This is a genomic window from Verminephrobacter aporrectodeae subsp. tuberculatae, from assembly GCF_026127385.1.
GTDB lineage: Bacteria > Pseudomonadota > Gammaproteobacteria > Burkholderiales > Burkholderiaceae_C > Acidovorax > Acidovorax aporrectodeae.
On the sequence record NZ_QZCX01000001.1, the window covers coordinates 972,099 to 985,796 of the forward strand.

Annotated in this window: 12 protein-coding genes; 7 read left to right on the forward strand and 5 right to left on the reverse strand. The window is 64.6% G+C overall.

Annotation, left to right across the window (positions count from 1 at the left end; translation table 11 throughout):
* Positions 1 to 99 precede the first annotated feature (99 nt).
* The 3 genes from D5041_RS04105 to D5041_RS04115 are packed head-to-tail and all read left to right on the forward strand — an operon-like array spanning position 100 to position 3,332.
* On the forward strand, positions 100 to 1,056 hold the full coding sequence (locus D5041_RS04105) for a glycosyltransferase family 2 protein (RefSeq protein WP_010100063.1): 957 nt from the start codon (positions 100 to 102) through the stop codon (positions 1,054 to 1,056).
* The gene (locus D5041_RS04110; RefSeq protein WP_010100062.1) at positions 1,049 to 1,462 is read left to right on the forward strand and encodes a GtrA family protein; all 414 of its coding nucleotides are present in this window, start codon (positions 1,049 to 1,051) and stop codon (positions 1,460 to 1,462) included. Before D5041_RS04105 ends, D5041_RS04110 begins: the two co-directional genes overlap by 8 nt.
* 25 nt (positions 1,463 to 1,487) lie before the next feature.
* The gene (locus tag D5041_RS04115) at positions 1,488 to 3,332 is read left to right on the forward strand and encodes a hypothetical protein (RefSeq protein ID WP_265283935.1); all 1,845 of its coding nucleotides are present in this window, start codon (positions 1,488 to 1,490) and stop codon (positions 3,330 to 3,332) included.
* 39 nt (positions 3,333 to 3,371) lie between these two features.
* On the opposite strand, the gene gyrB is transcribed toward D5041_RS04115, so the two are convergent.
* From gyrB to dnaA, 3 genes are all read right to left on the reverse strand, one after another.
* Complete coding sequence (gene gyrB / locus D5041_RS04120) at positions 3,372 to 5,978, reverse strand: DNA topoisomerase (ATP-hydrolyzing) subunit B (protein ID WP_265283936.1); 2,607 nt, start codon at positions 5,976 to 5,978, stop codon at positions 3,372 to 3,374.
* A 126-nt stretch (positions 5,979 to 6,104) separates the two neighbouring features.
* Positions 6,105 to 7,223 carry a DNA polymerase III subunit beta gene (dnaN, locus tag D5041_RS04125; protein WP_010100059.1) on the reverse strand — a complete coding sequence of 373 codons (1,119 nt, stop codon included), beginning with the start codon at positions 7,221 to 7,223 and terminating at the stop codon, positions 6,105 to 6,107.
* A 123-nt stretch (positions 7,224 to 7,346) separates the two neighbouring features.
* Positions 7,347 to 8,753, reverse strand: coding sequence for a chromosomal replication initiator protein DnaA (dnaA, locus tag D5041_RS04130; RefSeq protein ID WP_050809415.1), 1,407 nt, complete (start codon positions 8,751 to 8,753; stop codon positions 7,347 to 7,349).
* Between the two features lie 371 nt (positions 8,754 to 9,124).
* On the opposite strand from dnaA, the gene rpmH reads away from it, so the two are divergent.
* From rpmH to yidC, 4 genes are all read left to right on the forward strand, one after another.
* Positions 9,125 to 9,259 (forward strand): 50S ribosomal protein L34, encoded by a 135-nt coding sequence (gene rpmH / locus D5041_RS04135; protein WP_005798102.1) that lies wholly within the window; start codon positions 9,125 to 9,127, stop codon positions 9,257 to 9,259.
* A gap of 219 nt (positions 9,260 to 9,478) precedes the next feature.
* Positions 9,479 to 10,009 (forward strand): ribonuclease P protein component, encoded by a 531-nt coding sequence (locus D5041_RS04140; protein WP_265283937.1) that lies wholly within the window; start codon positions 9,479 to 9,481, stop codon positions 10,007 to 10,009.
* Positions 10,006 to 10,302 carry a membrane protein insertion efficiency factor YidD gene (gene yidD, locus D5041_RS04145; protein ID WP_029554623.1) on the forward strand — a complete coding sequence of 99 codons (297 nt, stop codon included), beginning with the start codon at positions 10,006 to 10,008 and terminating at the stop codon, positions 10,300 to 10,302. Before D5041_RS04140 ends, yidD begins: the two co-directional genes overlap by 4 nt.
* Complete coding sequence (gene yidC / locus D5041_RS04150) at positions 10,299 to 11,996, forward strand: membrane protein insertase YidC (protein WP_265283938.1); 1,698 nt, start codon at positions 10,299 to 10,301, stop codon at positions 11,994 to 11,996. Before yidD ends, yidC begins: the two co-directional genes overlap by 4 nt.
* 67 nt (positions 11,997 to 12,063) lie before the next feature.
* Here the strand turns inward: yidC and ilvC are convergent, their stop codons facing one another.
* Together ilvC and ilvN are read right to left on the reverse strand one after the other, a co-directional pair.
* Entirely contained in the window at positions 12,064 to 13,080 is a 1,017-nt protein-coding gene (ilvC, locus tag D5041_RS04155) for a ketol-acid reductoisomerase (protein ID WP_265282336.1), read from the reverse strand.
* Between the two features lie 55 nt (positions 13,081 to 13,135).
* Complete coding sequence (gene ilvN, locus D5041_RS04160; protein WP_010099703.1) at positions 13,136 to 13,627, reverse strand: acetolactate synthase small subunit; 492 nt, start codon at positions 13,625 to 13,627, stop codon at positions 13,136 to 13,138.
* Positions 13,628 to 13,698: the final 71 nt, after the last annotated feature.

Consider the following 13,698-nt stretch of genomic DNA (forward strand, 5'->3'; position numbering starts at 1 on the left):
CGCACGCGCTGCACGCTGAGGCCGTGGCCTCGGCAAGGTGTCTGAGACAATCGGCGGCGTTCCACCGATTGCGCAAAAGTTCGCCAGGTCGAGCCCGCCATGAATAAGAGAATTGCCGTCATCCTCCCTGCATGCAACGAGGAAGTCACCATCCGCGAGGTGATCCTTGCGTTCCACGCGTCCATCCCCGAGGCCTCGATCTACGTCATCGACAACAACTCGAAGGATCGCACCGGCGCGCTCGCCGCCGGCGCATTGATGGAGGCCGGCATTCCCGGGCGGGTCATTTCGGAACCGCGCCAGGGCAAGGGCAACGCCCTGCGCCGAGCGTTTCAGGAGGTGCACGCCGACGTATACGTTTTGGCAGATGCTGACCTGACGTACCCCGCGAACCGCGCACGGGACCTGATGAGACCCGTGCTCGATGGCGACGCCGACATGGTGGTCGGCGATCGGCATTCCGGGGGCCATTACTCCGAGCAGAACAAGCGCAGGCTGCATGGCTTTGGCAATGACATGGTGCGCAACTTGATCAATCTGTTCTTCAAGTCGAATCTGAGGGACGTCATGAGCGGATACCGGGTCTTCAGCCGCACGTTCGTGAAAAACTACGCCATCCTGGTCGAGGGGTTCCAGGTCGAAACCGACATGACGCTCCACGCCCTCGACAAACGGTTTCGCATCGTTGAGGTGCCCATCGAGTACGTCGATCGCCCGGCGGGAAGCTTCTCGAAGCTGAACACCATTTCGGACGGTGCCAGGGTGCTCTTCACGATCGCCCAGATCCTGCGCTACTACCGGCCATTCGCGTTCTTCGGAAGCATCGCCTTGATCGCCATGCTGCTGGGTTTGCTCGCCGGGGTGCCGGTGATTCACGATTGGCTCACCCACCGCTACATCTACCACGTGCCCTTGGCGATCCTGGCGGCCTCGCTGGGGACCGTGTCCGTCGGGATGCTGAGCATTGGCCTGCTGCTCGACGGCATCGCGCATCAACAGCAGATCCGCTACGAACTGCACCTCCTGTCGCAGACCTCGGAGCCCGGCGATGGCTAGCCGCGGCCGGGCGCTGCTTGCCCGCCAGGCGGCGGGATTCGCCGGGGTTGGCGCCATCGGGTTCGCCATCGATGCGGGCCTTTTCCTGGCCCTGACCACCTGGTGCGCACTGGCGATCGTGCCGGCGCGGGTACTCGCGTTCATTCCGGCGACCATGGCGACCTGGGCAATCAACCGGGCTGCCGTCTTCCAAAGTCCGCGCGGCCACCATGGGGACCCGGCGAGGGAGTACGCGAAGTACCTGCTTGTTCAGGGCCTTGGGGTCGGGATCAATTTTTCGGTCTTCTACCTCGCATGGAAGGCTCTCCCTGCGATCCCCGCATTGCTCCCTCTGGCCCTGGGATCGCTCGCTGCAATGGTCTTCAATTTCACCGGGTCAAGATGGATCGTGTTCCGAAGCCGATAGCCTGTATCCGCCCCATCGCCTCGTCATGCTGCGTCTGCTGGCCACTCCCTTGAACGAAACCCGGCGCCTATCGCCGGCCCTCTGGTTCCTCCTGCCCCTTGCGTTCGGGTTCCTGTCCCTGATCGTGGGCCAGGATGCGAATTGGGATCTGCAGAACTACCACCTCTACAACCCCTACGCGCTGCTCACGGGCCGCATCGGTACGGACCTGGCTCCGGCGGGGATGCAGAGCTATTTCAATCCCTTGCTCGACGTGCCGTACTACTGGATGGCCATGAACCTGCCGCCGATGCTGGTAGCGGCCATCATGGGAACTTTCCACGGCCTGAACTTCCTCCTGCTCCATGGCCTGGTTCGCAGGGTCGTCCCTGCCGATACGGGCAAGCTTGCGGTGCTCCTGTTGGCCCTGAGCGGTTGCCTTGGAGCCAGCTTCATTTCCGAGCTGGGCAACACGATGGGCGACAACTCGACGGCGCTCCTCGTGCTCGGTGGCCTGCTGCTCATCGCCCGCCACTGGAGCAGGATCGGGCGGGGCGGCGTCCGTGCGGGCCTGATTTGTGTCGCAGCAGGCCTTGCCGTCGGACTTGGTGTGGGGCTCAAACTCACGAACGCGCCCTATGCGGTCGGAATGTTCATGGCACTTGCCCTCATCGGACGGCCATCGGCCAGGCGGCTGGCCGTCTGTCTGGCGTTTGGCAGCGGGGTTCTGGCCGGCATGGCGATCACGGCCGGCTACTGGTTCGCCCTGATGTGGGAGCACTTCGGAAACCCTCTGTTCCCGCAGTTCAACGCGATTTTCAAGTCGGAGTTCGCGCAGGAGATCACCCTGGCCGACACCAGGTGGCTGCCCAGGAACATGTGGGAAACCATCTTCTTTCCCTTCGTTTTCACCCTGTGGCCGCACCGATTCGGTGAGGTCGCGATGATCCAGCTGCTCTGGCCCGGCGTCTACACCCTGTTTGGCGCTTGGCTGGTCCGCAGTGCGTACCGGCGGCGCATGCCTTCGGGTGCAATGTGCACGCCGATCGAGGTTCCCGTCGCAGACATCACGCGATTCATGCTCATCTTCCTGGTCGCGAGCTATGGGGTCTGGATGGCCGTTTTCAGCATCGGGCGGTACGCGATCGTGATGGAAATGCTGCTGCCGGTGACGGCCTGGGTCATCCTGCATCGACTCACCAGCGTCAGCCGGGCCCGCCGGGTGGCGGCATGGTTGATAGGCTGCGCGGTGGCGCTGTCGCTGCTTCGCTTCGACACCTGGGGGAATGCCGGGTTTGCCCAGGAAAGCTTCTCCGTTGACGTGCCTCCCGTCGCGCAACCGGAAAACTCCGTGGTCCTGGTCCTGGCTTCGCCGATGGCGTGGATTCTTCCGCACTTCCCGCCCGCGCTGGCTTTCGTTTCGCTGGGATCGTTCCCCGAGTCGCCAGGCTATTGGCAGCGCGCGCAGGCGATCATCGATGGCAGAACTGCCGGCCTCTACGCCATCGTTCCGGCGGTTCGCGATGCGCGCGCGCAATCGATTCAAAGGCTCAGTGACTGGCTGGACGGTCATGGCGTTCAAAACGGCGACCGCGCTTGCAGCGCCGTGGCGTTTGCCATGCGGCGCATGCCACGCTTGCAACTGGCAGTTCCGGTCCAGCCGGACGGTGCGCTGGGCGAGTCGCCTTGCGCGTTCGAGCTGCCCCCGGCGCATCGCCGGGACGTCGGCGCCGAAAACCGGCAAATCGCCAAGACGGTTTCCGAATCCATCCGCCACCGGGGCCTGTCGCTGCTGCTGGAGACCTGCACGGTGCGCTCGGCGCATATCGGCAGCAAGGAGCACGTCTTCCAGTTTTGCTCCGCCGCAAGAAGCCCGCACGGACCTCCGTAGCCGGGTAGCAGCGCTGCCCCGCGGGCAGCCGCAGCGCGCTCAGACGTCGATGTTCCCCGCCCGCAGCGCGTTCGCCTCGATGAAGTTGCGGCGTGGCTCGACCTCGTCGCCCATGAGCATGGTGAACACATGGTCGGCTTCGATGGCGTCGTCGATCTGTACGCGCAGCAGGCGGCGCACGTCGGGGTCCATGGTGGTTTCCCACAGTTGCTCGGGGTTCATTTCGCCCAGGCCCTTGTAGCGCTGGCGGCTGGTGGCGTGCTCGGCTTCGCCGATGAGCCATTTCATGGCCTGGCGGAAGTCGCCGACCTTTTCTTCCTTTTGCTTTTCGCCTTCGCCGCGCATGACCTTGGCGCCTTCGCCGAGCAGGCCGCGGAAGGTGGCTGCGGCCTCGGCCAGGGCGGCGTAGTCGGCGCCGTGCACGAAGTCCTGCGTGATCACGCTGCTCTTGGTGTTGCCGTGGTGGCGCCGGCTGATGCGCAGCAGGGGTTTGTCGGTGCGCGCGTCGAATTCGCCGGCCACTTCGGCGGGGGCGCCGGTGCTGCTCAGTTCGCGCAGCTTGGCCTGCAGGGCGACGGCGCTGGCCTGGGCTTCGACCATGCTGTCGAGCTTCACGGACACGCCGTCGGCAATGGCGCGCAGGGCTTCCGCGTCCATGAAGCTGCCCAGGCGGGCGATGACGTTTTCGGCAATCTGGTGTTTGCGCGCCAGTTCGGCCAGGGTCTCGTCCGCGAGGGTCTGGCCGCCGGTGTTGCCGGTGAAAACGCTGGCGTGGTTCAGCGCGATGCGCAGCAGGAAGCCGTCGAGCGCGGGAGCGTCCTTGAGGTACAGCTCTTCCTTGCCGGCCTTGACCTTGTACAGCGGCGGCTGGGCGATGTAGATGTGGCCACGCTCCACGAGCTCGGGCATCTGGCGGTAGAAGAAGGTGAGCAGCAGGGTGCGGATATGCGCGCCGTCGACGTCGGCGTCGGTCATGATGATGATGCGGTGGTAGCGCAGCTTGGCGACGTCGAAGTCGTCCCCCCCCGTGCTGCCGCCGGCCTTGCCGATGCCGGTGCCCAGGGCGGTGATCAGCGTGAGGATTTCGTTGCTCGTGAGCAGCTTTTCGTAGCGCGATTTCTCCACGTTCAGGATCTTGCCGCGCAGCGGCAGGATGGCCTGGAACTTGCGATCGCGCCCCTGCTTGGCGGAGCCGCCCGCGGAGTCGCCCTCGACGATGTAGATCTCGCACAGGGCGGGGTCTTTCTCCTGGCAGTCGGCGAGCTTGCCGGGCAGGCCCATGCCGTCGAGCACGCCCTTGCGGCGCGTCATTTCGCGCGCCTTGCGCGCGGCCTCGCGGGCGCGCGCGGCTTCGATGATCTTGGCGCAGATGATCTTGGCGTCGATCGGGCGCTCTTGCAGGTAGTCGGTGAGCAGCTTGCCCACGATGTCCTCCACGGGCGCGCGCACCTCGCTGGACACCAGCTTGTCCTTGGTCTGGCTGCTGAATTTGGGCTCCGGCAGCTTCACGCTCAGGACGCAGCACAGCCCTTCGCGCATGTCGTCGCCGGTGACTTCGACCTTGGCCTTTTTGGCCAGCTCGGTTTCTTCGATGTACTTGTTGATGACGCGGGTCATTGCGGCGCGCAGGCCGGTCAGGTGGGTGCCGCCGTCGCGCTGGGGGATGTTGTTGGTAAAGCAGAGCACCTGCTCGGTGTAGGCGCTGTTCCACTGCATGGCGACTTCCACGCCGATGTGCGTGCCGGGGATTCCGCCGTAGGTCTCGGCCGGGCGTTCGCCTGCGGCGTGGAACGGGGTGGGGTGCAGGACGGTCTTGCCCTTGTTGATGAATTCCACGAAGCCGCGCACGCCACCGGTGCCCGAGAAGTCGTCTTCCTTGCTGCTGCGCTCGTCCCGGATGCGGATGCGCACGCCGTTGTTCAGAAACGAGAGCTCGCGCAGGCGCTTGGCCAGAATTTCGTAGTGGAAGTCGCGGTTCTCCTTGAAGATCTCCGCGTCGGGCAGAAAGTGCACCTCGGTGCCGCGCTTGTCGGTCTCGCCGATCACCTTCATGGGCGAGATTTCGACGCCGTCCACGGTGCCGAGCAGGCGCTCCTGGACAAAGCCGCGCGCAAACTCGAGCTGGTGCACCCGGCCCTCGCGGCGCACCGTCAGGCGCAGCCATTTGCTCAGCGCGTTCACGCAGCTCACGCCCACGCCGTGCAGGCCGCCCGATACCTTGTAGCTGTTCTGGTTGAATTTGCCGCCCGCGTGCAGTTCGGTCAGCGCGATTTCCGCGGCCGAGCGCTTGGGCTCGTGCTTGTCGTCCATCTTCACGCCGGTGGGGATGCCGCGGCCGTTGTCGGTCACGCTGATCGAGTTGTCGGTGTGGATGGTCACGACGATGTCGTCGCAGTGGCCGGCCAGGGCTTCGTCGATGGAGTTGTCCACGACTTCGAACACCAGATGGTGCAGGCCGGTGCCGTCGCTGGGGTCGCCGATGTACATGCCGGGGCGCTTGCGCACGGCCTCGAGTCCCTCGAGGATGGTGATCGCGCCTGCGCCGTAGTTTTCGCTGGCGCCGGCTTGTTGGGTGTCGATCTTTTGCACGGCGGGCTCGCCAGGGCCGGTGGATTCGGGCTCGGGCAGGGCGTTCTCAGCGGTCATGGGGGGCCTTGGGATGCGTGGAAACCGTGCTGGTTTCCAGTCTGTTCAATGGGACGGCGCTGCGTGCACGCATTCCTCGTGCGCAAGCAGCCATGAAGAAAATGGCACGTGCGGGCGTGCCGGGCGTCAGATGCGCATCGGCATCACCACGTATTTGAAGTGCTCGTTCCCGGGGATGGTCATGAGCGCAGAGCCGCCGCCGTCGGAGAGTTCCAGCTTCACCATGTCCTGGTCCATGTTGGCCAGCGCGTCGATGAGGTAGGTTACGTTGAAGCCGGTCTCGATGGTGTCGCCGGCGTAGTCGATGTCGATCTCGTCCTCGGCCTCTTCCTGCTCGGCGTTGTTCGACGCCACGCGCAAGCTGCCGGGCTCCAGGTTCAGGCGCACGCCCTTGAACTTGTCGCTGGTCATGATCGCGGTGCGCTGCAGGCTGGCCAGCAGCGGCACGCGGCCCAGGGTCACGCTGTTCTTCTGGTTCTGGGGGATCACGCGGTTGTAGTCGGGGAACTTGCCCTCGACCAGCTTGGTGACGAACTCCATCGCGCCAAAGGCGAACTTGGCCTGGTTGTTGGCGAAGCGCATCTCGATGCGGGGCTGGTTCTCACCGCCCACGTCGCTCAGCAGGCGTTGTAGTTCGATCACGGTTTTGCGCGGCAGGATGACTTCCTGCCGGGGCACTTCCACGTCCAGCGTGGCGCTGGTAAATGCCAGACGGTGGCCGTCGGTGGCGACCAGGGACAGCGTCTGGCCCTCGGCGACGAACAGGATGCCGTTCAGGTAGTAGCGGATGTCCTGCACCGCCATGGCAAACGACACCTGGCCGAGCAGGTCCTTGAGCGTCTTTTGCGCAACGCTGAAGACCGGGCCGAAGGTCGCGGATTCCTGCACCAGCGGGAAGTCCTCGGACGGCAGGCTTTGCAGCGTGAAGCGGCTCTTGCCACCCTTGAGGAGGAGCTTGGACTGGGCCGATTCCAGGCTCACCGTCTGCTCGCCCGGCATGGTGCGCAGGATCTCGATGAGCTTGCGCGCGCCCACCGTGGTGGCGAAGTCGCCCGTGTCGCCGCCCAGATCCGCCGTGGTGCGGATCTGGATTTCCAGGTCGCTGGCCGTCAGTTGCAGCGCATTGCCCGTCTTGCGGATCAACACGTTGGCCAGGATGGGCAGGGTGTGCCTGCGTTCGACGACTCCTGCCACCGATTGCAAAACCGAGAGAACCTTGTCTTGTGTTGTCTTCAGGACGATCATGTCTTCAACCTCTTGTGTTTATTCGGGATCGCGGACGGTGGCTCAGACCCTGCATCCCGCTGTGCGACCCGGTATTTTGCCTTTTCGCGGTCGGCGCCGAAGGCGATTCGGGGGCGCTCCAAGTCAGCCCTTGAGCGTTTGCTCGAGCACATGCAGCTGCTGGTTCAGTTCCGTGAGCTGCTGGCGCTCACCCGAAATCTTGCGCACGGCGTGCAGAACGGTGGTGTGGTCGCGCCCGCCGAATAGCTCGCCGATCTCGGGCAGACTCTTTTGCGTCAGCTCCTTGGCCAGGTACATCGCAATTTGGCGCGGCCGCGCAATGCTGGCCGGGCGCTTCTTGCTGTACATGTCGGCGACCTTCATCTTGTAGTAGTCGGCCACCGTTTTCTGGATGTTTTCCACGGAGATCTGCCGGTTCTGGATGGACAGCAGGTCGCGCAGCGCCTCGCGGGCCAGCTGGATGGAGATTTCCTTGTTGTTGAAGCGCGAGTACGCGAGGATCTTGCGCAGCGCGCCCTCGAGCTCGCGCACGTTGGAGCGCACGTTCTTGGCCACGAAGAAGGCCACTTCCTCGGGCATTTCCGTGCCTTCGGCGCGCGCCTTGTTGATCAGGATGGCCACGCGCATCTCCAGCTCGGGCGGCTCGATGGCCACCGTCAGACCCGAATCGAAGCGCGAAACCAGCCGCTCGTGGATGTTCGCCAGGCCCTTGGGGTAGGTGTCGCTGGTCATCACGATGTGCGATTTTTTCGCCAGCAGGGCCTCGAATGCGTTGAAGAATTCTTCCTGTGTGCGGTCCTTGTTGGCAAAGAACTGCACGTCGTCGATGAGCAGCAGGTCGAGCGAGTGGTAGCGTTCCTTGAATTCGTCAAAGGTCCGCCGCTGGTACGCCTTGACCACGTCCGAGACAAACTGCTCGGCGTGGATGTAGAGGACCTTGGCGTCGGGCCGGTCGACCAGCTGGCGGTTGCCGACCGCGTGGACCAAATGGGTCTTGCCCAGGCCCACGCCGCCGTAGATGAACAGCGGGTTGTACATCTGCCCCGGCATGCCGGCGACGTGTATCGCCGCCGAGCGCGCCATGCGGTTGGCCGAGCCTTCCACCAGGGTCTCGAACGTGAGCGCCGCATTCAGCCGGTTGCGGAACGCGTCTGCCAGGGGGGGCTCACCGGCGGGTGGGCCGGAGCTGTTCGAAGCTTCGGCGGCTGCGGTCCGAACGTAGCCCACTGCACGGACAGGGGATTCACGCTGCGTGAGCACGAGTTCCAGGGGGATGGGCTGGCCGTACAGCCCTTCGAGCAGTGCGGCGATGCGGCCCGCGTACTGGGCACGGATCCAGTCGAGCTTGAAGCGGTTGCCCACGAGCAGCGTGACCTTGGAGAAATCCACGGCCACCTGGGCGGTCAGGGGCTTGATCCAGGTGTTGAATTGCTGCTCCGGCAGGTCCTGCGCCAACTGCTCTACGCAGGATTGCCACAGGTCCTGATCGGCATTTGTGCCGGGTGGTGGACGGGAGGGTTCCTCGGTCATCTCGGGGGATTCTTGTTGTGGAATGGGAGGAACGGTGCTGGGCGCTGGATTGTAGCTTGCCAGGAAGTTATCCACAGAAGGCGGTCGCCGCAGGATGCACCGCTTGCAAGGCGCTTCGTGGGCACGCTGCGCGGGAGGTTCGGTCTGCGAAAGGCATTGCCAGCAGCCGGCAAGCCTGCCACAATCCCTGGTTTGCCCTGAATGCGTTCAGGGTGATTTGATCCGGCGCGCCGTTTTCTCTTTTGTCTTTTGCTCCACAGGTCTGCCACCCGAGCGCTGTTCGCATGGCGCCGTGTGCGCCGGCTACCGGAGGCAAGGGGCAGGAGCAACAGTGTCCGGGACCGAACCCCAAGACCGCAAGGAATGGCAGCATGAAACGTACTTACCAGCCCTCCAAGACGCGCCGCGCGCGCACCCACGGTTTTCTCGTGCGCATGAAGACCCGCGGCGGCCGTGCCGTCATCAACGCACGCCGCGCCAAGGGCCGCAAGCGTCTGGCCGTCTGAGGCCGCAACGGCCTGCGGCCCGGTTTGCACCGCGAGTGTCCTGCCCCGCGAATAGCGGCACATGAAACTGCGCCTTTCGCGCCATGGCGGCGTTGCAAATCCCCGCGATACCTACGGGTATCGCGAGGATTTGCGCCTTGCCCTGACGCGAAATGCATCCGTTTCATTTTGTGCCGCTATTCGCGGGGCAGAACATTAGGCTCCCAACGGGGCGCTTGCATGCAACGGCTGAAAACCCGCGCGCAGTTCCAGGCTGCCATGGCGGGCGGGAGCATCGTCTCCCGCACGGCGCATTTCGCGCTGCACCGTCTGCTGCTCGACGACGTCGCCGCTGCCCGCCAAGCCGCTGCGGTGTCCACAGGGTCAGGCCCCCGCCCGTCGGCGCCGGGGGCCGCCCTGTTTGCCGCGCAGGGCGTCTGGCTCGGGGCCGTGCTGCCCAAGCGCTGGGCGCGTCGCGCCGTGACACGCAATGCAATCAAACGGCAGATCTACACCGTGGCTGCGCTGTTTGAAACGCGGCTCGCGTTGGCGGCGCATGGAAGTCAGCCCGTAGCGCATGGGGTCGTCCATGTAGTCCGGCTGCGCAGCGCCGTGGATCGCAAGCAGTTTCCCAGCGCCACGTCCGAGCCGCTCCAGCAGGCGCTGCGCACGGAGTTGCTGCAACTGTTCGGCCATGCGGCGCGGCGTTCCCGTGCTGTCGCCGGCGCCGTTCCCGTCCCGACCGCGCCTGCCGGGGCTGGCGCGCCATGATGCAGCGCCTGCTCATCGGTCTGGTCAAGGGCTATCGGTGCTTTCTCAGCCCCTGGCTGGGCTCGGCCTGCCGGTTCGAGCCGACCTGTTCGGCCTACGCGCAGCAGGCGCTCGCGCAGCACGGCGCGGCTGCCGGCAGCCATCTGGCGCTGCGCAGGCTGCTACGCTGCCACCCCTGGTGCGACGGGGGCCATGATCCGGTCCCGCCGCAGCCATTGCCGCGCGGCAAGCGGCTTTTCTCGCGGCTTGGTTCCTCCCGAATTCAACCATCCTCAGCAAAGAAGTCTTCATGAACGACATTCGCCACACCATCCTGTGGGTGATTTTTGGCTTTTCCATGGTTCTGCTGTGGGACAGATGGCAGTTGCACAACGGCCACAAGGCCACTTTCTTCCCCGTTCCCTCTGCGGTGACCGCGCCCCCACCCGCCACGGGCGCCGCGTCCGCCGGCGCCACGGGGGCGGCCAGCGTTCCGGTGCCCAGCGCGGCCGTTGCCACTGCGGTGCCGGGCGCGGTGCCGGACCAGCCCGCCGCGCCCGCCGTGCGCGAACGCGTGGAGGTCAGGACCGACCTGTACCGCCTGGTCTTTGACAGCGAAGGCGGCTCGCTCGTCCAGGCCGAACTGCTCAAGCACGTTGACATGGCCGACAAGACGCGCAACTTCCGGTTGCTCGACGCAAGCCCGCAGCGTGTCTACGTCGCGCAGACGGGGCTCGTTGGCGGCTCCTTCCCCACGCACAAGACGGTGATGACGGTCGTTCCCGGCCCGCGTGTGCTCGAGGAGGGGGAGGATGAAATCAGCGTCCGCTTCGAGTCGCCGATCCACAACGGCGTCAAGCTGGTGAAAACCTGGACCCTGCGGCGCGGCGCTTACGACATCGCCGTCCGGCACGAGGTGCTCAACACCGCCAGCGTCGCCGTGTCGCCGCAGCTCTACCTGCAATTGGTGCGCGACGGCAACAAACCGCCTGGAGAGTCGTCGTTCTATTCCACCTTCACCGGCCCGGCGGTCTACACCGAAGCCAAGAAGTACCAGAAGATCGAGTTCAAGGACATAGAAAACGGCAAGGTCGATATTCCCAAGAGCGCGTCCGACGGCTACGTCGCCATCGCGCAGCATTACTTTGCCACGGCATGGTTGCTGGCCGACGGCGTGCAGCGCGAGCCGTTCACGCGCAAGGTTGACAGCAACCTGTACTCCGTGGGCATGCTCACGCCGCTGGGCAGCATCGCGCCCGGTGCGAGCCGGGCGGTGGACGCGCGCCTGTTTGCCGGCCCGCAGGTCGAAACCATGCTCGAAAAGCTGTCTCCCGGCCTGGAATTGGTCAAGGACTACGGCTGGCTCACCATCCTGGCCAAGCCGCTGTACTGGCTGCTGGACCAACTGCACAAGATGCTGAACAACTGGGGCTGGTCCATCGTTGGCCTGGTGCTGCTGCTCAAGGTCGCGTTCTACTGGCTCAACGCCAAGGCCTACGCCAGCATGGCGAAGATGAAGGCGCTCAATCCCAGGATCACGGAAATGCGGGAGCGCCTGAAGGACAAGCCGCAGCAGATGCAGCAGGAGATGATGCGCATCTACCGCGAGGAAAAGGCCAACCCCATGGGCGGGTGCTTGCCCATCGTGCTCCAGATCCCCGTGTTCATTGCGCTCTACTGGGTGCTGTTGTCCAGCGTGGAGATGCGCAACGCGCCCTGGATCGGCTGGATCAGCGACCTGTCCACCCCCGACCCGTTCTTCATCCTGCCGCTGCTGATGACGGCCAGCTCGCTGCTGCAGACCGCCCTCAACCCCGCGCCGCCCGACCCGATGCAGGCCAAGATGATGTGGTTCATGCCGCTGATCTTCAGCGTGATGTTCTTCTTCTTCCCGGCCGGTCTGGTGCTGTACTGGTTGACGAACAACATCCTGTCGATTGCGCAGCAGTGGATCATCAACACCCGCATGGGGGTGCCGCCGCAGTTCAATCTGCCCAAGTTCAGGTGACGCGAAACGGCCGGAGATCGGGCGGGGCAGGGGCTGCGCCCACATGCCCCGGGCGCGCATGGAAAGATCAGTTGCGGCTCTGGTCGACCAGCTTGTTCTTGGCGATCCAGGGCATCATGGCGCGCAGCTGGGCGCCCACCACTTCGATGCTGTGCTCGGCGGTGTTGCGCCGGCGTGCCGTCATGCTCGGGTAGTTCAGGCGGCCTTCCTCGATGAACATCTTGGCGTAGTCGCCGTTCTGGATGCGCTTGAGGGCATTGCGCATGGCGGCGCGCGACTGCTCGTTGATGACTTCGGGGCCGGTCACGTACTCGCCGTACTCGGCGTTGTTCGAGATCGAGTAGTTCATGTTGGCAATGCCGCCTTCGTAGATCAGATCGACGATGAGCTTGAGCTCGTGCAGGCATTCGAAGTAGGCCATCTCGGGAGCGTAGCCCGCCTCGACCAGGGTTTCGTAGCCCATTTTGATCAGCTCGACGGCGCCACCGCACAGCACGGTCTGCTCGCCGAACAGGTCCGTCTCGGTTTCCTCCTTGAAGTTGGTCTCGATGATCCCGGCCTTGCCGCCGCCGTTGGCCATGGCGTAGCTCAGGGCCAGCTCGCGTGCCTTGCCGGATTGGTCCTGGTGCACCGCCACCAGATGCGGCACGCCGCCGCCCTGGGTGTAGGTGCTGCGCACGGTGTGGCCAGGGGCCTTGGGTGCGACCATCCACACGTCCAGATCGGCGCGGGGAACGACCTGGTTGTAGTGCACGTTGAAACCATGGGCGAAGGCCAGGGAGGCGCCCTGCCGGATGTGCGGCGCCACGTTGTTGCGGTAGACCTCGGCGATTTGCTCGTCGGGCAACAGGATCATGGCCACGTCGGCGGCCCGCACCGCGTCGTTGACCTCCATCACGGTCAGGCCGGCCTTGCCCACCTTGTCCCACGAGGCGCCCCCCTTGCGCAGGCCGACCACGACTTTGACGCCGCTGTCGTTCAGGTTTTGTGCATGCGCGTGGCCCTGCGAGCCGTAGCCGATGATGGCGACGGTCTTGCCCTTGATCAGGCTCAGGTCACAGTCTTTGTCGTAGAAAACTCTCATGGGTTGCTCCGGTTGAAATGCGTTGTCGGGGTTGGATGAGGAACGGGGGATTGTGTTACACGCGCAGAATGCGCTCGCCGCGGCCGATGCCGCTGGCGCCGGTGCGGATGGTCTCCAGGATGGCGCTACGGTCCATGGCCTGCAGGAAGGCGTCGTTCTTGGCCTGGTCGCCCGTGAGCTCGATCGTGTAGCTTTTTTCGGTCACGTCGATGATGCGGCCGCGGAAGATGTCGGCCATGCGCTTCATCTCCTCGCGCTCCTTGCCCACCGCGCGCACCTTCACCAACATGAGCTCGCGCTCGGTGTAGGCGCCTTCGGTGAGGTCCACCACCTTGACCACTTCGATGAGGCGGTTCAGGTGCTTGGTGATCTGCTCGATGACATCGTCGGAGCCCGTGGTCTGTATGGTCATGCGCGACAGCGATGCGTCCTCGGTGGGCGCCACGGTGAGCGATTCGATGTTGTAGCCGCGGGCAGAGAATAGACCCACGACGCGCGACAGCGCGCCGGGTTCGTTTTCGAGCAGGACGGCAATGATGTGTTTCATGGTCTCGGATTCCTCTTTTCGCTGCCCTCCCCCGTGCACGGTAATGCACGGGCTTGGCAGGCAATAGATTC